The following is a 19,141-nucleotide window of genomic DNA, read 5'->3' on the forward strand; positions in this document are numbered from 1 at the left end:
AAGAAAGAGCTATTGTACTTAATTAGTACTCACTCATACAGTCATTTAGTATCGCCAAATTTCTTATACTCCCTAATATACTTAAAAGGGAAAGGGATTACGGTACTTTGCCCTGTACGAACAAAATCAACATCCATAGTTTCAAGCAGTTGTCTGAATATCAGTTTTGAGCCATTCACTGCATTTGGGTCATTCACCGCAACTATTTTACGGAGATGGCAAGCATCTTTAAAATGCAATTTCACATTATCTCTTCTATCGCCAACAAGGTAATAAGCTTCTTTTTCAGTTTCACCAAAATATTTTATGTTGAGAGAAGCGTCGAATAAATCTTCTTTGCTCTGGTTATCCTGGGGGAACTTCAATCGAATTTCATGTTTGTCGATAAGGTAATCTCTAAAACGAATAGCCTCACTTGTACTACTAACATCAATCTCCTTATCTCCTACCTTCTTTGTTGTCCCCAAATACTGTGCGATTAAACGCTTAAAATCTCGCTTTGATATAGGTTGGTTACCAATTTTTATAAGTTCCGATGAGAATGATTTAAATTTTTCAACATCAAGGTCAGATGCTTCTTGTAAAAATTCTTCAACTATATCAGCTAGCTCATCTCCACTTTGCTTGTCTTCGGGAAGTTCAGTTTCGACTTCCTTGAGAATAGCTTCAATTTTAGAAAGGTCAGGAATACTGATTTCATGAGTTAAAAATATCTGATTTATATCACCAGCATCAGAAATAACAAGACCTTCTAATGTCTCGATTTTATCTCCTGAGCTACCCTCTGTCATGAATTTTCTATATTTTTCAAATTTTTGCCAGTTAAATAATATATCTTGACCATCTATTTCGTAAAATTCAAAATCACCATTGGGTTGAATTTCCATAAAAATTACGTGGTCTGTATCTTCATCCCAAGCAGCAAAAGTCCAAATTCCTTTTAGTTGAAGTTTAGCCCAATCAAACAAGTTCAATGTTCGAGAGCTAATATCACGCTTAATAAGCTGTTCCTTTATAATTGTTTTAACAATAGGCTTAGAGACATTTTTAGTTGATTCAATTGTCAGATGTTGTCGCTGAAATTTATCTGTTGAAGGGAGGTATTCGTCCTTTTGCCCGCTTTTTTCATAAAATTCGGCATCATGTATAATTCTAAAATTTAGAGTGTTTTCTTTATCACGTTTCCCGACGGTGATTAGCTTTTCATCAGTGATATAAGGAAGAAGAAATTCTTTCAGTGTAATTACTAAATTAGTAGAATCTTCATCATTAACTCTATCAACTATATTTATTGCCTGACCATCTAGTTTTGAGTGAAGTTGTTTTGGACTTTTAAGCAAAGTATTTTTGAGTTCAATGCTGCGATCAATTTCAAGAGTGGAAAAATTCACACTCATATATTCAGATAGATATTCTTGAATACTATTGAAAACTTGAAACAAAATACCTGCTCGGCTTTTCTCAAATTTCTCTATACTTTCAAACTCAAGGAAATTAGTATGAAGCTTTTTACCTTGTTTACCACATTGTATGTAAGACTTTGTAGGATCTGTTTCTTTACCATCAGATGGAAGCCACCTTCTCAGAGTTCCTGTGCCACTATGGAACACATACTCAGGTCTTTTAAGAATTTTTTTAATTCTGCTGTGCCTTTATATTCTTTTAATATGGAAACCTTCTTTCGATAAGAGGCTACACTAACTTTCAATAAGAATTCATTTTTTTGACTCTCATCACGACTAAGAGTTATTTCAGCAACGCCAATCGCATCATAAAGCTTATTTGTCAATGGAGGGACTTTAAGTAATGCTCCAGTCAGATTTGAGAAATGCAGATGTTTAAATTTAGATCGTGATGAACCTAAGGAGTTAATTAATAAACGGGCAAGTGTTACTTCACAGATACATTCATCATTTCCAGTATAAACAGCCTGGGGTTTTACCTCAATTGCAGATACACTAGCAAATTTAGGATCGGTTCTAAGTTTTTGAAGTAATGCGTAAGTATCATTCGATTTTTTCTCAAACATAGCATAGGCATATTGAGCATATCCCACAGACATAGCTTTATAATCTTCGCCTATAATGCAATCCAGTTCTTCCGCTCCCCACCATTTGCCATTTTTGTCTCGTTTGAAGCGGATAAAAACAAAGTCTCTATCAATAGCATCAATATGAAAATTTATTTTTAGTCTATTTGTAAGAATGCTCATGTTAAAAATTCATTCACAAGAAATTTAAGTGCTAAACTATCGATTTTATCATTTTTACAGAGATAGGGAACTTCTATAATTTTTCCGCCAAATGATGGAATCGGTTGAAAGGGAGTGTTGGAAGAGCCAAGAATGTTGATAACAAAAACCCTTTCTGCTCGAACAATCGCCATTTTTTCACAGATTTTATCAATTATTTCCTCAGCTTTTACTGCAACTCGATCATTCCATAGCTTGAAGTCTATATAGATATTTTGCTCTGTTTTAAAGTCAAAAAGTTCAAATTCATCTATATTCAGTTCTAGTAAGGGAATATTTAAGAGATTTTGACAAATATGTTTCCCACATACTTCGCCTAATACCCCTTTATAAATATTGTTGAACATGGGAGGTGTCAACATTAGTTGAGATTTAGGAAATGTTGTTGCCCAATTAGAATCACTGAACAATTTATGTAGAGTATCGATTTTCATCAACTCTGTAAGACGGGCAGTTTGTTCGCTCACTTCTTTAACTTCTCTTTTACCGTAGTCATCAGAAAAGAAAACTTCGATATTATCATAGTCATTTTCATGCGAGAAATAATATAAATCGGCAGGTTTTGGCAAATGCAGGTAAATATTATTCCAGTTAATATTGCATTCTGATTCTTTTACAATACTTGGTTGATAAAGAACTTGTTCTCTTAGTTCTTGCCACTTTTTAACACTCTGTTTTGTCCACGGCGTACTCAGTTGGCGACGTATATAAACAGCAGTTTGATTGCTTTTATGGGATGCACGGTTTTGTGCTTCTATTAAATCTTCAGGTTGGTTAGTCGATTCGCCTGCTGATTCAAGGAGAGTAGTATATTCACGAATAGGAATTACATCTTCTGGTAGAGAAAAGCCGATTAAATGTTTTCGGATAGAAGCGTCAGCAAGAATATGAATTGTTGGAGCCTTCATATTGGTACGACATATTCGGCCTAGTGCCTGAATAATGATTTTATTTAAGTAACGTGAATAAGCATTTGTATTGTATGGGCTGATGAAGTCCTCAGCCTTTCGTCTAGGTTTATATCTTCCTATATATTTATGAAAAGCTTCATCTAGCTTGCTCTTAAACTGGTTTAGTGAAAAATCTCCATTCTCGCGAATAAATTCCAATTGAAAAATATATTTTATAAAATCATCATCATTTATATTATTCTTAAATATATTAACAAGAATATTTGTTGGGTTATCTAAATATATCCCGTTAATATCCATGTTTGAATGCTTGGGAAAGCTATTAATATGTATTGGCTCTAGTCCACAAGGAACCGTAAATTGTAAATTTTGTCCAACTCCAATTGTTTGGTATGCAGAAATAATAAATCGGCGTTTATTATCTTTTAGCTCATTTAGCAGTTTTTCTTTATTTTCTTCAAAGTTATTTCCACTAAGTACAAAGAATGTATCAGCCACAGAACCTTCAATAGTATTTTGATGGCTATCCAATAAAAATCCCGCATATTTATGCAATATGTGCAGATCGAACTTTGGGTCGTAAGGCTTTGGTAATTTACTAAAAAGACAAAGGAACGCATGACAATCAGGATTATCCAAAAAATATTTCCATGCTGTTAAAGCTCTTACATAACGGCAAAATGAAAATTCAATACTCTCCTCATCATCATTAGTAATTGTATGGCGAAGAGTATTCCATAAATCCTGGGCTACTTCTTTATCATTAAAAAGCTCTTCAAGTTGTTTGATGGCTTCTTCTGGTAAATTTGTCCCAATAAATTTAGTTTTTATAGAGACTTGATTATATCCTTGAGTCGCTTCGTTATATGCGTTTTTAAGTTTAACAAGAGCATCATCTTTAATACGTATAAATGAATCTCCTAAACGAGATTTCAAATACTCAAGATCATAATTACCAATGTTTGTATAAAGCCCAGCAGTAGCTGAAATACCTACTACCAAAGCTTTTGAGCAAACTCCAGCCAAAAATGATTCTGGTGTACGGCTGAAGTTAAACATATATATTTTTGATAATGTATCATGTTCATCACTATCGACGATATCATAGTAACGAAATCCCCTATCATAAAAAGTCTGATTTTGGATTGTTCCTTGATAGGATTGCAAGCCATACGGCAAATCATCTTCAAGAATTTTACGGGTTAAAAATTCCACATCTTTAAGGTGAAAATTATTAAGAACTGTCTGAATAGCTAATTTAAAAGGAAAAGTTTCCTGTCCGCCTTTATCTTCCTCTTTTAAATGGCGATAGTTATTGGCCAAATATTTAATTCCTGTCTGAAAATATGATAAATAGCCAGTAATTGTACTTAGTAGTTCCTGTATGTCAATGCCCGTTTTTTTATCTTTAATATTAAAAGCATTAATCCAATTTGTACGGCTATTTATATCTCCAATAATCTCTACGCGTTGATTACGATCCAGCACATTATGGAATTTATAATCATAAAAAAGAAAGTTTCTTTCCTTGGTTGAAAAATCATCGTGAGATTTACAAATATGCTGTAGTTGATATTTTTTAAATATATAATTAGCTTTCTCTCGTAATGATTCAATCTGTTCTCGCAGAGATAGCCAGTTTTTACCTGAAGATTGCTGCTTTCGCCATTTTGATTCTTGTAAAAGTACTTCAGGGCACTCGGTTTGCATCAGATGATTATGAATATTTAAGAATAAATCAATAAGATCCACCCTATTTCTTAACCCAGATTGAATGATATTTTTGAGTACAGTTTCTTTGGTAGTATCAAACTCATCAATAAAAATAAGTGATTTATTAATAAACCGCTCAGAGAAGTAATATGATGGTTCAATAAGTGTTGTGTTTTGAGCAACAAACTTATCTATACTAAGAAATAAAATAGTTTTATCATCTGTAAATACTGCGGGATAAAGTTTTCCAATCCATTGGTAATCTTGATTATTTTTTATAGCTGACAGACGGGCTTTTTTCGTTTTAAAATTTTCTGACAATGTTTTTTTAATAATGTCTCGGAATGCTGGCTCAATATTTTTACGAATATCTGTTTTAATGTTTTCCTTAAAATCGCTAGGTAATTGCTCATGTTGGAGCATTTCTATATATTTTTTGAGTTGTAAATATATTTTATTTTTAAATCTGTCAGGAATTTGATTGTCAAGATTTAGCAAGTTCTTAATGACAGGATCTACGTTAGAATCAATAAAAAGAACATATTTTTCAAAATCTTCCTCATTTCCATTGTCGATAAAACGTTTTTTAAGTTCGTCAATAGGTAGATTTTTCTTAAGGTTAGTAATAAATATAATTTTTCTCTTTTGGTTGGCAAATTCCTTGTAATTAGAATGTATAAACTTTAGAACAATGTATGTTTTACCCGAACCAGTTGCCATACTCAGGAGAAGCAGTCCAAGATTATCTTGTTTACAGTATTGGTTTAATATTTCTTCCATATCCCTGATCCCCTTAGTAAAATTGAAAAAAGTTGGAGGTAAATGCTATATCTAAATAGCGATCGCCAACTATGACACTAGTTTTAGCGATCAAAGACAGGGGTAAGCAAGCAACTATCTCAGTTAGCCTCTGTTAATACTCAATCACGTTTAATCTAGTTATGCTTGCACAACAAGCCTTGAATAACCAAAAAGTTTTATGTACGTTATGTTGCGGTGTCTACTGCCAAACCCAAAAATTGATGCCCCGAAATTAGTAGTTTTTTGGAATATTGAACAGTTTATATTTAATTAAAGAGACTATATTCCATAAACTATACAAAAAAGTAGCTATGGCAAGCGGTGAAGTATTTGATACCAAAACTAAATCCTTATCTGTGCCAAGGGTAAACCTGCTGACTATGTTCCGGCTGGGTTTATTTCAGATGGGGTTGAGCATGATGTCCATTTTGACTCTGGGAGTACTCAACAGAGTCATGATTCAAGAAATCGCAATTCCGGCGACGCTGGTATCAGTCGTTCTAGCACTGCCTTTATTTGTTGCTCCTTCTCGTGTCTGGTTCGGCCAGATTTCTGATGCTAGACCGTTATGGGGATATCACCGCACAGCTTATGTTTGGGTGGGGGCGGCAATATTTGCGATCGCTGCATTTTTAGCTGTACAAGTAATCTGGCAGCTCAATCTTGCCGCAAGTAGTGCAAGTGGTTGGGCATGGACAACCCAAACAATCGGCTGGATAGGGCTTTTAGCTTTGATTTTTACTATCTACGGTCTAGGTATTTGTGCCAGTGGTACTGCCTTTGCGGCTTTGTTGGTAGATATATCTGAAGAAGATAACCGTTCTAAAGTGGTTGGTGTAGTCTGGTCAATGCTGATGGTGGGGATTATTGTTGGGGCGATTATCAGTTCTAAGTTGCTAACACCAGATGCAAGCACAGTAACTTTACAGGCTTCTGTTAACAGATTATTTATGATTGTCCCAGCTATTGTATTTGGCTTGGCGATCGCTGCAACATTCGGCGTAGAAAAAAAATACTCCCAATACTTAAGCCGTTCCACAGTGGTAGACCGAGAAGACAGCATTACTCTGGGCAAAGCTTGGGAAATTTTGACAGCTAGTCCGCAAACAGGTTTGTTTTTCACCTTTTTACTGGTGATGACTCTCTGTTTGTTTATGCAAGACCCCATTTTGGAACCCTATGCAGGTCAGGTATTTAAAATGCCTTTGGCTGAAAGTACTAAACTCAACGTTTTTTATGGAACAGGTATACTAGTTGCTTACGGTGTAAGTGGTTTTTTCATAGTGCCGCGTTTAGGTAAGCAGAGAACTGCAAGACTAGGATGCATGTTAGTGGCATTTTGTACAGTATTACTTGCTATCTCAGGTTTCACAGCTAATCCAGCTTTCTTAAAGCTAAGTTTAATTTTGTTTGGTTTAGCCACTGGTGTCTTAACAACAGCAGCAGTTAGTTTAATGTTGGATCTCACAGCAGCAGAAGCAGCAGGTACATTTATTGGTGCATGGGGATTAGCACAGTCTGTCTCTAGAGGAGTGGCAGTGGTTTTAGGTGGTAGTTTATTAGATATAGGTCGCAAAGTGCTACCAAATTTAGTTTTAGCTTATGGGCTGGTATTTGCTCTAGAAGCTGTGGGAATGCTGGTGTCAATTTGGTTTCTCAACCGGGTGAACGTCACAGAATTTCAAACAAGTACAAAGCTGGCGATCGCTTCGGTTTTAGAAAGCGATTTAGACTGAGTTTGGGCATTGGGCATTAGTTATTGGACGACTGCAAATGACCAATGACCAACGACAAATGACCAATAACAAATGACAAATTATCATGAATGATTTTTGGACAACAATTCTTGATTTTGCCCAAACGACCACTACCAGAGTCGGTAAGCAGTTAATGCAAGATTTTGGGCAAGTACAGGCTTCGCAAAAAGCTGATGGTAGTTTGGTGACGCGAGCTGATAAATGGGCAGATCAGGAAATTCGGGATGCGATCGCTTCTAATTTTTCTGGTTATGGCATTTTAAGTGAAGAAAGCGATCAATCATTTCCCGGTACTGAATGGTGCTGGGTAATTGACCCTCTCGACGGCACAACCAACTTTACACGCGGTATTCCCATCTGGACAATATCTTTAGGTTTACTGTATCGAGGTACACCGATTTTTGGTTATGTTTACGCACCAACCTTAAATCAAGCTTTTCATGGTTTTTGGGCAGGTTCATCTGGCTTAACAACCCCAACAGGTGCATTTCTCAATCATCACCCCATCCACACCAGCACTGATAGTCCTAGCAATAATCACTTTTTTAACCTTTGTTCCCGCAGTACGGCAATTATCCGCAACGGTTTTCCCTGCAAAATCCGGATGTTGGGTGTAGCTAGCTATAACTTTTTGACAGTTGCTACTGGGGCCACTCTCGGTGGGATTGAAGCGACACCAAAAGTTTGGGACTTAGCTGGGGCTTGGGTAATTGTCCAGGCTGCTGGAGGCGTCTGGTCATCACTCAATTTGGAACCGTTTCCGTTATCATCGGGAGAAGATTATAGCGATCGCTCTTTTCCTACTCTTGTGGTTAGTCGCTCAGAATTGGTTTCGGTATTTAAACCTTTTCTTGAAGGTGTCAAAATTTAATTTGTCGCTCTCGTAACTATAAACAGTTATTTTGGCAACCAGGATAGTGGACGGCGCTATGCCGATATTAAACTTAACAAAACCCTAGTCAAACAAAGAATTTAGTATAAATAAAGCTGGTAATAATCCTGATTTAACTCTGTGACCAGTGTAGTTATTGATTCAAGTATTCTTGTGACTTTCATTACACTGGTGAATTTAGTATAAATAATTTTATGTTATCTAATTTAGATTTAATTCGAGAGTTTGTCGAAAGCTCTATCCAGAAAAAAGATGTTTTGTTGTCAAATCCGGCTTTGACAGCCCAAACAGTTTATAAAACTAACCAACTGACAGCAAAATCTGAAGGCGTAATTGCGATCGCCCAACTATCTAACACAGTATCTGAATTCTCGATTTCTCCAAAATCAACCCAGTGGGAAGTAATCAATCAGGCATTAGCAGAATATGGTTATCTCCTCAAAGGAGAAGTAGATAGTCGGGGTTTTTATCAGTATCAATACTGCGAAGTTCCCAAAGGCTATCAGATGCACTGTACTAAATCTGTGCTTCTATGGCGAGCTTGGTGGAAATATCGCAAGTATACTTTACGACCAGGAATCCCCTTGGAACTTCTGGTTAGAACGCGAGACTCATGGTATCCAATTCGAGATTTAATTATTAGCGACGGACTTCTTTATATCAAAACTTTAGGAAGTGAGATCGCACTTGATTCAGATGACTTGGTTACTTGGTTAAGCAAAATTGAGGTGAGTTAAGGGAACTCCAAGAAATAAAAATAACCATTTCAAGTGGTTGTTTTGTCTCCTTATTTCTCGCAAGAATGCACCTAGTTAGTAGTCTGTCAAATTCATTTTGACGCTTAGAGAGACGCGATAAATCGTCGTCTCTAGAGTGAATTTATCCATCAATTATTTATTGACAGACTACTAGTGCTTGCCTAGATAGGCGTATTATATTAATAATTACAGACTTCTGGCATAGGATTCATCTGGTCTTCAGACAGGGGAGCTGTGAGCCAACCAAGTTTTACAGGCACATCGTATAACCGTCCAGTCCCAAAGCGAGACCAGAAGTGGCGGAGTCCAGGAACAATTACTTTGACCACAGGTAAACCAATATCAGGACGAGTCTGGTTTAATACCAGCATCTCCAGCCCTGCTCGTCTAACAATGTCCACACAGTTCAAGACATCTTCATAGATATCGTCACTCCACTGCTGGATATAATCAGTCGCTTGTTTAGCAGGAGCTTGAGAGGGAGCTAAATAGGGACGATTGGCAATCGATCCATGAGTAAACCAGTAATTCAATGCTGAATCTGCATTGGTTGGGAGATACTTTTCTGGTGGGTTACAACCAATTTGATTTACCTCCGTCACGGCTCGTAAGACGGCAATTTTGGGATCGAAATGTGCCCCGTATCCAGAGATGATGTATTCTCGTTCTCCACCCGTGTAACGAGAAACGGCTGCAAATGTGGGAATATTCAAGTCTGTAGTTAAGTCTAACACCCACAATTCTCGCTGCTGTTTGTGATACCAAGTTTGCAGATCGAGTAAGTAAGGTTCGTTGAAACTCGCTAAGTCTACACCAGGACGCGGTATTCGGTTATACCACCATATTGCTACACTATCGCGTTCTGCCAGTTCGAGAAATCCTTGCAGGATAGCATCTTCCAGGGTTCCACCAGCAGCATTGCCGTTGGAGTCGGCAGAACAGAAGCGATGCTCTTTAGGCAGTTTGTAATTGTAATAACAGAAGGCGGTGGGGAGATATTTGTGGGTTTGCTCGCTGAGAGACCAAACGGGAGTCCAGTCAATAGTTTGCTTTTCATTAAAGGGTTGGGGAATCCAATCCTGATCGACCAACGCCTGAGCATTCAAAGCTTCTCGGTTTTGATACTGAGTATCGCTAAACATCAAACACTGGGCAGGATGAATGACTCGTGGAGCTTTCCCATCTGGCAGAGAATCCTCAAGTTCTGCAATCGTAGCACTAATGCGGGGTTCATCGCCCTGATAAATGCCGGAATATCGCTCAATTGCCTCACAGAATGCACTGGCTTGGGACTGGCGATCGGTTTTCCCCTTACCGCCACTTTTATGCCTGAGCGATCGCCGCAAATCACCCAAATTAGAAGACGAACCAAAGGCATGAACCGCACTGTAGGTATGTACAAAGGGGTTTTCTGGATCGGACGATCGCCTGAGGCTACTGACAACTCCAGTAATTGGGCTAATCAAATGATCGTAGCGTTGCAAAATTTGGTCTGGTGTAAATGCCCGATGTCCGCCATCCTCGGTAAAGAGCTTTTTGCGGCTGGTGAGAGCGATCGCTTGGTTGACCTGTTGACTAACTAAATCAGGATTTCCACAGGCGGGACATTGAGGGCGATGAGTCAGTAAGTGGGTTTTCAGGGTGAAGTTCGTCTGATCGAGCGTAATGATTTTTCCCGCTAATGTCTGAATGTTCGACTCTGGGATGGACTGTTTAACTAGCCATTTAGCAATTTCAGTCGTTGTCAAGCCCATTGCCGTTTGCAGCGTCGAAGGTAACTCAATAACACCACTCGGTAAACACCCCCTACCTTGTTCCCCTTTTTGCCGCAAGACTGATGTTTCCACCTCCCGATTCCCATCAAGCCGATGCGCTAGGCATTCCCAACAGCCAGTTTCACCAGGATTAAAAATAGAACCAAACCAGAGCATCCCACCGATGGGTTTGATGAGTAGCCAGGGCTGCCGAGTTTGGAGGGCTATTTTATTGATGTAGCTCAGTTCTGGTTGGAGATAGTCATCGGTGAGAACAACCAGCAAGGAACAATCCATCTGTTCCCCCTTAATGGGGGTATTTGCAACAATGTTGAATAAATTTATGTTAGGGTTTGGATCGTCTTGTTGCCATTGCTGAACAGGAATCTGGATTGCCTCCAATGCCTCGATCAAGGGTTGGGTGTCAACGGTTCCGATGGCTGTCACAAAAACTTGGGTATGTCGCAAGCGATCGCTAACTATCTGCGGGTCTACATTCAGCAGACTCCAGAATGCAGCCGCTTTCGGCGTGAGGGTATGAGCGGCATCTGTCAGATAGCCTTTTGCACACAGATGATCGAGGACGTATTCAATATGTTCAGGTGCGATCTGCTCATTTAGTTTCTGAATAATCTCTTCTAGTGTGTGCTGACCATTTAGAAGGGGAAGAATCTGGCAATAGAGTCTACCCGTCAGCGCATGGGTGGCATATTCGCTGATTAAATAGACGTTTTTGGGTTCAACGATCTCCACACGGAAGTGGGGTTTAATCTGGGGAATTTTCATCAATTTCAACTTTTTATAAGTAAAATTAGTATAAAATTATGCCTAGGATTCTTCCTATTTGCAATTCACTTTCTAAATAAGGCTACTACCATTTCTTTTACTCGTAAAACAAATTTTCTCCGCTCTTGATGTCGCAGCACTACTTACACAATCTAACGACAGAAATCTTTTAAAGACAGCAAAAATAGGTGGTTATGATAACCACCATCAAATCAATATCACTAAATTTTAGTTATTGCTTGACGCAAGCTGTTCTTGAACTGGGGGAGACAAGAAAACAAGTGTGTTTAAGGTTATTGTATTAGGAATAAATTACTAATAATTCCTTTTTACTTGTCAGCTTGCCCAGCTTTTAAAGGGTGGTATAATTCAAGCCTACTCTGCGTTATCCCCATCATAAGAACATCTACACCGACACCGACAACAAGCTGTAGGTGGTGGTAGTACAGATGCGCTGTCAGCGTCGCCATGTAATTTCCATAGGGATTCTTCTGAAAGTTCTGCCAGTTCGGGAGGCAGTTGTTTCTCTGAAATCTGCTTTAGGGGCTGTGGGATTGGTTGTGTATTATGCATGAGAGTTTTTGACCTTCTGTAGTTGGTTGATGTCCTGTTGTCGAGCCACTGCTCAGTTGATGGATTTGACCGCTTTAAATTAGTTATGGTCATCAAACTTTTGCATTTTCAAATAAAATAAACATTAAAATTGACCTAGGAAAAGGTTAAATTTACATAAATTCTGATTAAGTTTCGTCTAGGTTGAAACTACTTCACTCGTTGAGCTAATTCATTTTTAGTTTGTTTAAGTCAGTATTTGAGCCAATTTATTACACCATATAAATTTCCTACTTCTTGATACTTAATGCGAGGGAGGTTGGTCATAATAAACCAATTCTAATTTTGAGGCAGAGTTTCTGGGTCAGTCGTAACTTGCCAAATACTATGTCTTGAATATACTGTTTTCTGACTGCTCGCCAGAAAAAATACGGTGTCCATACAACTAAATTCAGGAATCAAATCGGATTGCTATACCTACACCAATAACCCTTAACTCAAGGGTACTGTCCTTAATATTCGTTTAAATTGTTATACTATGTACTTATTAATCTAATGTATATTAATTGTTTTCTTTATTACCCCTGAAATGGCAATGAAAGGACTCTGGCTTGAAAATAATCAATTGGAACTACGCACAGACATCCCCATTCCAGAAGCCCCAGAGGGAGAAGCCTTGGTGCGCGTCTTGCGTGCGGGTATCTGTAACACTGACCTAGAACTACTTAGAGGCTACTATCCTTATACTGGTATTTTAGGTCATGAATTTGTGGGCGTTGTCGAACAAGGACCAGAACATTTAGTTAACAAACGTGTAGTTGGAGAAATCAACGCTGTTTGTGGAGATTGTCGGTTTTGTCGTAGCGAACAACCGACTCACTGTGAAAACCGCACTGTTTTGGGTATTGTCAACCGCCACGGAGCTTTTGCTGACTATCTCTGCTTACCAGTGGAGAACTTACATTTAGTACCTGATAATCTGCCAACAGAAGTAGCAACTTTTACTGAACCTGTAGCAGCAGCTCTAGAAATTCAGCAGCAAGTATCATTGCGTCCAGACCATCGCGTGCTAGTGGTTGGAGATGGCAAACTAGGACAGTTGGTAGCCCAGACACTAGCTCTAACTGGCTGTGAACTCTTGGTTGTAGGGCGTCATCAAGAGAAACTGGCTAACTTAGAGATACGAGGAATCAAAACGAGTCTTGCCAATGCTGTAACAGATAAATATTTTGATATCTCAGTAGAATGTACTGGAAATCCAGAAGGATTTGCGATCGCCCGCCGCGCCCTACGTCCCCGTGGTACACTAGTGCTTAAAAGTACTTATGCTGGCAACCTCAGCCTCGATGCTTCTTCTTTAGTAGTTAACGAAATCACTCTTATCGGCTCCCGTTGCGGTCCCTTTTCGCCAGCACTGCAACTACTAGCCACAGGACAAGTTGATGTACAACCCCTGATTCATGCCACCTATCCCTTAATTGAAGGACTTGCGGCTTTTGAACAAGCTCAGAGTCGGGGTGTTTTAAAAGTTTTGTTAGAAATTAGTCATTAGTTCCTAGTCCCTAGTCCCTAGTCCCTAGTAAAGATAAGGATTAGTCTTCGGTTGATAGTCAGAACAATCGATCGCTTCTTCTGTATTGGCAATAGATGGACGGACAGTGCATTTTAGACGGTAATCATCGGTAAAATATTGGCAACCAGTACAGGGTATTTGATGCATAAGTTTGGCTGTACTCACACTGTCTCGCGCCGCCGCCCAAAGACTCAAAACAACGAGAATAATTAGAGTCCAAGCAGCAACAAAGCAAATCGGCACTAATAAAGGTTGAATTGCATGAATGAGGAAGTAGGTAAGTTCTAACACTGCGTTTACTGATAAAACTTAGGAGTTAGAAGTATATTACCTGCTAGATAAATCCTAGACAAGTCTAGATATTTACTTCTTACTTCAACGGGAGCATGGGAGCGGTTATCCATAAAGATTCTTCCAAATAGCCAAACCCCAGTTATATGTAAACCGCGCAATCCCTGCGTGTTTACTCATTATTGTTTCTTGGGTTCTACTTAGTTTTAACTTTGTCTTGATGGATAAAAGCATTGTTTCGACCTCAACACTCCTAACTCCTAATTTTTAACTTCATAGAAGTATAAGTTAAACGCCAGCATGACCCAGGGCTAAACCAGCAACGAGCATTCCTAAAACCAGGAATGGTTGGGCGCTGGCTTGGTACTTAACGTCATTTTTCACGGGGTCACGCAGAAAATACATATCCTGCAAGATGATTTGCGGGATGATTAACAATACTAGTATTGTTGCGTACAAATTCTCATTGATGCTGACAAGATAAGCTGCAATCAATCCTTGAAACAAATCAATCGTCACGACACAAATCCATGCCGCAGTGGTGATGCCAAACATTACGGGTAGTGAATTCAACCCTAGCTGGCGATCGCCTTCTACACTCTTAAAATCGTTGACAATGGCAATCCCCAATCCAGCCAAGCTGTAGAACATTGTCAAAATCACAATTGTGGAACTTAGATGACCAAACAAAGCATGTCCTGTACACCAAGGTAGGGTGATATAACTTGCACCCAAGGCGTAGCTACCCAGCCAGCCATTTTGTTTGAGTTTCAGGGGAGGTGCAGAATAAATATAGGCGATAAAAGAACCGATGATGGCGAGTGTACCAATGGTCGGAAATTCATGACCAGCCCAGACATCCAGCCCAAAAGCCAAAGCAATCCCAGCAATCAATAATACCCAAATCTGCGTAATTACCTGGGGTAGAGAAATTGCCCCAGAAGGGATGGGACGATAGGGTTCATTAATGGCATCGATTTCGCGATCGTAGTAATCATTGAGGATTTGGGTGTAACCTGTCATCAATGGCCCAGCCAGAAACATACAGGCTGCTACCTTCAAAATATTTTCTAGTGTCCAAGTGTAGCTACCGGAAGAAGCCGCACCACAGACGACTCCCCAAATTAGGGGAATCCAGGTAATCGGCTTCATTAGCTGCAAACGAATTTTCCAAATTGAAGTTTCCCCTGGTGATGCACCTTTCATCCCCAGCAACTGCCTAGTTTTCGCAGTGCGATCGGTAGATGTTGCTTGCTCACTGGGATTATTTACCACTGAGTCTAGTGCCTCAGATGGGTTGGAGTCTGGGGTAATGGGAGTTGATTCTGACATAAGATTTACTTATTAATAAGGCATTAGGCATTGGCAATGGGGCATTGGTGATTAAGTTTTTTCCCTATTTCCCACTTCTAAGAACTATTGCAAAAGTTTTTTGCGATCTGATGGGGTATTTTGTCTTTTGCTTAGTATTCTTTAGTTTAAGAACGAAATATTGTCAAGCCATAAAACTATCTTCAAGAAAATTTAAACCACTTACAGGAGTTACTAGGACAACTTATCAGTTAATTAATTCTATAGGTTTAAGTCCCCCGCAACTAATAAATAATAAGTGCCGAGGTCTAAAATTTCCTTTATTATCAAGGCAATGCCGCTTCCATAAACTAATCCTCATTCATTTTTCCAGACTGATTTGCTTGTAATAAGGGCTTCAGCCTTGGTGTTATGCAACTTAGGTGAATTCTAGTAATAAATTTACCATAGCGTTGGTTTCGACTTCTCTGCGAGACGCTTTGCGAACGCTCAACCAACTGAGTGGTCGAGAGTTGAGCGAAGTCAAAACTCGTCAACACAGGTATTTTTTTTATGAGAAATCACCTTAAATGCTCATTAGCTTGGTGTCTCTTAGAGAAGGCTGGCTAGACCAGAGCCCGATGGTTCATTAGACTTCTTGCAGAAGTCGGGGAAAGGGGGAAAGGTTTGGTATTTTCCTTTCCCCTTTAACATGAGTCCCTTTTCCCACAAGAGTGCAAAAAACACTTTTGCAAGAGGTCTATTCTTGCCGCCTAAAACCAGTATAGAAGTAAAATTAATACCTCCGATTTGCCTAAAAATTGCGTTTAATTACTTATTGAAAAAATATTATTCTAATCTATATACGGATACTAGCCGTGTATGATTTTCTGGGATGATGTTGTCTTGTAACTTCTCCTTGGAAAGAAATCACGATGTCCTTTGATCTTCGCCGGTTAGCAACCTCTTCTACTGATGTGCTGTCTACAACTAGCCTTGCACCTGTCTGGAATAAAGCCAATTTGACCACTTCTTTCACGGAACTAGGACGATCGAGCCAATCTCTCTTGTTTGTTGATGGATCGGTGGCTGATTATCAGCAGTTAGTGGCGGGGGTGATTCCGGGTAACGAGATCCATGTGCTAGATCCAGTGCAGGATGCTGTCACCCAGATTACCAACACCTTGCTAGGGCGGCAAAATATCACCAGTTTGCATATCGTTTCCCACGGGGAAGCCGGAGGGTTGGATTTTGGCAGCAGCGCCCTTAACCTCACCGATTTGCCTCAGTACGTAGCCCAGTTAAAGACCTGGAACACAGCGCTAACCAAAGATGCAGATATTTTGCTCTACGGCTGTAACGTTGGTGAAGGCGAACTTGGTCAGGCCTTTGTCCAAAAGATCGGTCAGGTTATTGGAGCCAATGTTGCTGCCTCCAATAACCTGACAGGAAAAGATGGCGATTGGAACCTGGAAGTAACCACTGGCAAGATTGAGTCGCCCCTCGTTTTTGACCCCAAAGTGACCTCTGCCTATGCCCACGATCTGAACATTCTAGGTGAAAGCTTCAAGGGCAGTGATGTCGCTAACCCTTCCTGGATCTACAATACAACGGGCACGCAGCCATTCCTGACTGCGCGTTCGACAACAGCAGCATCGACAGGCGGCATACCCGGTGGTGGCTCAGATCCAGTGGATTCAGGGGCATTGCGATTAACCTCTGCTGCCCAAAATCAGGCATCCTTTGTACTCTACAACCGCCCCATTAACGCTAGCAACGGTCTATCCATTACATTCAACATTGATGCTTATGGTGGCAATGGTGCCGATGGCATCAGCTTCTTCCTAATTGATGGCAATGCCAACCCGACTCAGGCAGGTGCAAGAGGAGGAGCGCTGGGCTATTCCAGTAACGGGTTCACACCTGGTCTTGTCGGTGGCTACCTTGGCGTTGGCTTTGATGAGTTTGGCAACTTCTCTAACCCCCTATATGGTGCAGATGGTCCAGGTGCTGTAGCTGATTCTATTGCAGTTCATGGCAGTCAAGCTAATAGCTATAAGTATCTGGCGGGAACAGGAACGCTATTACCAGGTATTGACAATACATCGGGCAATAGAGCAACTGCTCAGAAAAAGGTGCAGATTGATTTGACACCTACCGGGCTGTTATCCGTCAAAATTGATTTGAATAATGACGGAGATTTCTCCGACACTAACGAAACTCCAGTAGCGCTCCAAAATTACAATGTAGTTGCCAATAATGGCGCACTGCCATCTACGTTCAAGTTCGGTTTCGCTGCCTCTACTGGACAAAAAACCAACATCCATGAAATCACAGGGCTGGATGTTGATACGTTTGGTGGTGTGCCGTATACACCGTTGGTCAACTTTACCAGCAACAGTGGTTCAGTCAGTGAAGGAGCAGCTAGTTTAAACCTCACTGCCCAGATTGATGTCATAACCTCAAATACCGTTACAGTGCCGGTCACAGTGTCGGGAACGGCAGCGGATGGAACAGACTACACACTCTCTAACAGTTTCATAACGATTTTGCCAGGACAACTTACTGGTAGTATCACCCTAAATCCCATTGATAACTTAGTAGTCGGGTCGAATAAAACTGCTGTGGTGACAATGGGAACACCAATGGGCGCTCAACTGAGTCTTCAGAATAATGTCTTTACAGCAACCATCGTAGATGACGATTCCTCTCTCTCAGTCTCTCCTACCGAGGAAAATACCATTTGGGAGATGAATGGCTTCGCTCTGAAAAAGGACTACTCTTTACCCACGTTGACTGAATCAGGTTGGCAGGTTCTCAGCACCGCGGACTTCAACAGTGACGGTACCCCTGATATTCTTGGGCGCAATAAGGCAACTGGCAAGAATGCTATTTTGCAGATGAACAACGACTTTACCCCGAACACTGTTCACTTCATCACTCAGATCGCGGATCTAAACTGGCAAATTGTCAGCACAGCGGACTTTAACAGAGACGGTACGCCTGATATTCTTTGGCGCAACAAGGCAAACGGCGAAAATACTATTTGGGAAATGAATAACGACTTCACCCTGAAAACAGACCACTCGATCGCTCAGATCCCAGATCCCAACTGGGAGATTGTCAGTACAGGTGACTTCAACGGTGACCGTACGCCTGATATTCTTTGGCGCAACAAGGCAAACGGCGAAAATACTATTTGGGAAATGAATAACGACTTCACCCTGAAAACAGACCACTCGATCGCTCAGATCCCAGATCCCAACTGGGAGATTGTCAGTACAGCCGACTTCAACGGTGACGGTACACCTGATATCCTCTGGCGCAACAAGGTAAGCGGCGAAAATACTATTTGGGAAATGAAAAACGACTTCACCCTAGAAACAGGACACTTCATCACTCAGATCCCAGATCCCAACTGGGAGATTGTCAGTACAGGTGACTTCAACGGTGACGGTACACCTGATATCCTCTGGCGCAACAAGGTAAGCGGCGAAAATACTATTTGGGAAATGAAAGACGACTTCACCCTAACAACAGGACACTTCATTACCCAAATCCCAGATCCAAACTGGCAGATTGTCAGTACAGGTGACTTCAACAGCGACGGTACATCTGACATCCTCTGGCGTAAGATGCCAACGGTAAAGAAAGATAGCTCAATAGCGTTGAGTTAAGCAAAGTTATCAGTGGAGACAAGCTGTTTTTTAGAGGACGAGCAGAAAAAGGAGGGGGAGAAAGAATTATTGCTGAATAAATCTTTTTCTTTCCCTACTTCTTCTGCTTCAACAGTTTGTCCGAACCGTATTGGA

General features: G+C 40.2%; 13 protein-coding genes. 5 read left to right on the top strand and 8 right to left on the bottom strand.

The annotated features are described in order from the left end of the window. Positions 1–41: 41 nt before the first annotated feature. The 3 genes from ACFG4S_RS15790 to ACFG4S_RS15800 are packed head-to-tail and all read right to left on the bottom strand — an operon-like array spanning position 42 to position 5,655. A complete protein-coding gene (locus tag ACFG4S_RS15790) occupies positions 42–1,610 on the bottom strand; it encodes a hypothetical protein (RefSeq protein ID WP_392535683.1) in 1,569 nt (522 codons plus the stop codon). After that, positions 1,583–2,212 carry a hypothetical protein gene (locus ACFG4S_RS15795; protein WP_392535684.1) on the bottom strand — a complete coding sequence of 210 codons (630 nt, stop codon included), beginning with the start codon at positions 2,210–2,212 and terminating at the stop codon, positions 1,583–1,585. Before ACFG4S_RS15795 ends, ACFG4S_RS15790 begins: the two co-directional genes overlap by 28 nt. Next, positions 2,209–5,655, bottom strand: coding sequence for a DEAD/DEAH box helicase family protein (locus tag ACFG4S_RS15800; protein ID WP_392535685.1), 3,447 nt, complete (start codon positions 5,653–5,655; stop codon positions 2,209–2,211). Before ACFG4S_RS15800 ends, ACFG4S_RS15795 begins: the two co-directional genes overlap by 4 nt. 332 nt (positions 5,656–5,987) lie before the next feature. Between ACFG4S_RS15800 and ACFG4S_RS15805 the strand changes: the two genes are divergently transcribed. From ACFG4S_RS15805 to ACFG4S_RS15815, 3 genes are all read left to right on the top strand, one after another. Beyond that, positions 5,988–7,412 (top strand): BCD family MFS transporter, encoded by a 1,425-nt coding sequence (locus ACFG4S_RS15805; protein ID WP_392535686.1) that lies wholly within the window; start codon positions 5,988–5,990, stop codon positions 7,410–7,412. Between the two features lie 85 nt (positions 7,413–7,497). Further along, positions 7,498–8,304, top strand: coding sequence for an inositol monophosphatase family protein (locus ACFG4S_RS15810; RefSeq protein ID WP_392535687.1), 807 nt, complete (start codon positions 7,498–7,500; stop codon positions 8,302–8,304). A 215-nt stretch (positions 8,305–8,519) separates the two neighbouring features. Beyond that, positions 8,520–9,062 (top strand): hypothetical protein, encoded by a 543-nt coding sequence (locus ACFG4S_RS15815; RefSeq protein ID WP_392535688.1) that lies wholly within the window; start codon positions 8,520–8,522, stop codon positions 9,060–9,062. Positions 9,063–9,262: 200 nt separating this feature from the next. On the opposite strand, the gene ACFG4S_RS15820 is transcribed toward ACFG4S_RS15815, so the two are convergent. Both ACFG4S_RS15820 and ACFG4S_RS15825 read right to left on the bottom strand, forming a co-directional pair. Continuing rightward, positions 9,263–11,623, bottom strand: a complete 2,361-nt coding sequence (locus ACFG4S_RS15820) for a TOMM precursor leader peptide-binding protein (protein WP_392535689.1) — start codon at positions 11,621–11,623, stop codon at positions 9,263–9,265. Between the two features lie 375 nt (positions 11,624–11,998). Next, a complete protein-coding gene (locus ACFG4S_RS15825) occupies positions 11,999–12,196 on the bottom strand; it encodes a DUF5837 family cyanobactin class RiPP (RefSeq protein WP_392535690.1) in 198 nt (65 codons plus the stop codon). A gap of 574 nt (positions 12,197–12,770) precedes the next feature. On the opposite strand from ACFG4S_RS15825, the gene ACFG4S_RS15830 reads away from it, so the two are divergent. After that, positions 12,771–13,727: an alcohol dehydrogenase catalytic domain-containing protein gene (locus tag ACFG4S_RS15830; RefSeq protein WP_392535691.1), complete on the top strand. Its 957-nt coding sequence runs from the start codon at positions 12,771–12,773 to the stop codon at positions 13,725–13,727. 24 nt (positions 13,728–13,751) lie between these two features. Here ACFG4S_RS15830 and ACFG4S_RS15835 read toward each other — a convergent pair whose 3' ends face one another. The 3 genes from ACFG4S_RS15835 to chlG form a co-directional block, all read right to left on the bottom strand. Continuing rightward, complete coding sequence (locus ACFG4S_RS15835; RefSeq protein WP_392535692.1) at positions 13,752–14,039, bottom strand: hypothetical protein; 288 nt, start codon at positions 14,037–14,039, stop codon at positions 13,752–13,754. 105 nt (positions 14,040–14,144) lie between these two features. After that, positions 14,145–14,273, bottom strand: coding sequence for a helix-turn-helix domain-containing protein (locus ACFG4S_RS15840; protein ID WP_392535693.1), 129 nt, complete (start codon positions 14,271–14,273; stop codon positions 14,145–14,147). A gap of 54 nt (positions 14,274–14,327) precedes the next feature. Continuing rightward, positions 14,328–15,371, bottom strand: a complete 1,044-nt coding sequence (chlG, locus tag ACFG4S_RS15845; RefSeq protein ID WP_392535694.1) for a chlorophyll synthase ChlG — start codon at positions 15,369–15,371, stop codon at positions 14,328–14,330. Positions 15,372–16,264: 893 nt separating this feature from the next. On the opposite strand from chlG, the gene ACFG4S_RS15850 reads away from it, so the two are divergent. Beyond that, positions 16,265–19,006 carry a DUF4347 domain-containing protein gene (locus ACFG4S_RS15850; RefSeq protein WP_392535695.1) on the top strand — a complete coding sequence of 914 codons (2,742 nt, stop codon included), beginning with the start codon at positions 16,265–16,267 and terminating at the stop codon, positions 19,004–19,006. The last annotated feature ends 135 nt before the right edge of the window (positions 19,007–19,141 follow it).

The sequence above is a fragment of the Nostoc sp. C117 genome, assembly GCF_043099735.1.
Taxonomy (GTDB): Bacteria; Cyanobacteriota; Cyanobacteriia; order Cyanobacteriales; family Nostocaceae; genus Nostoc.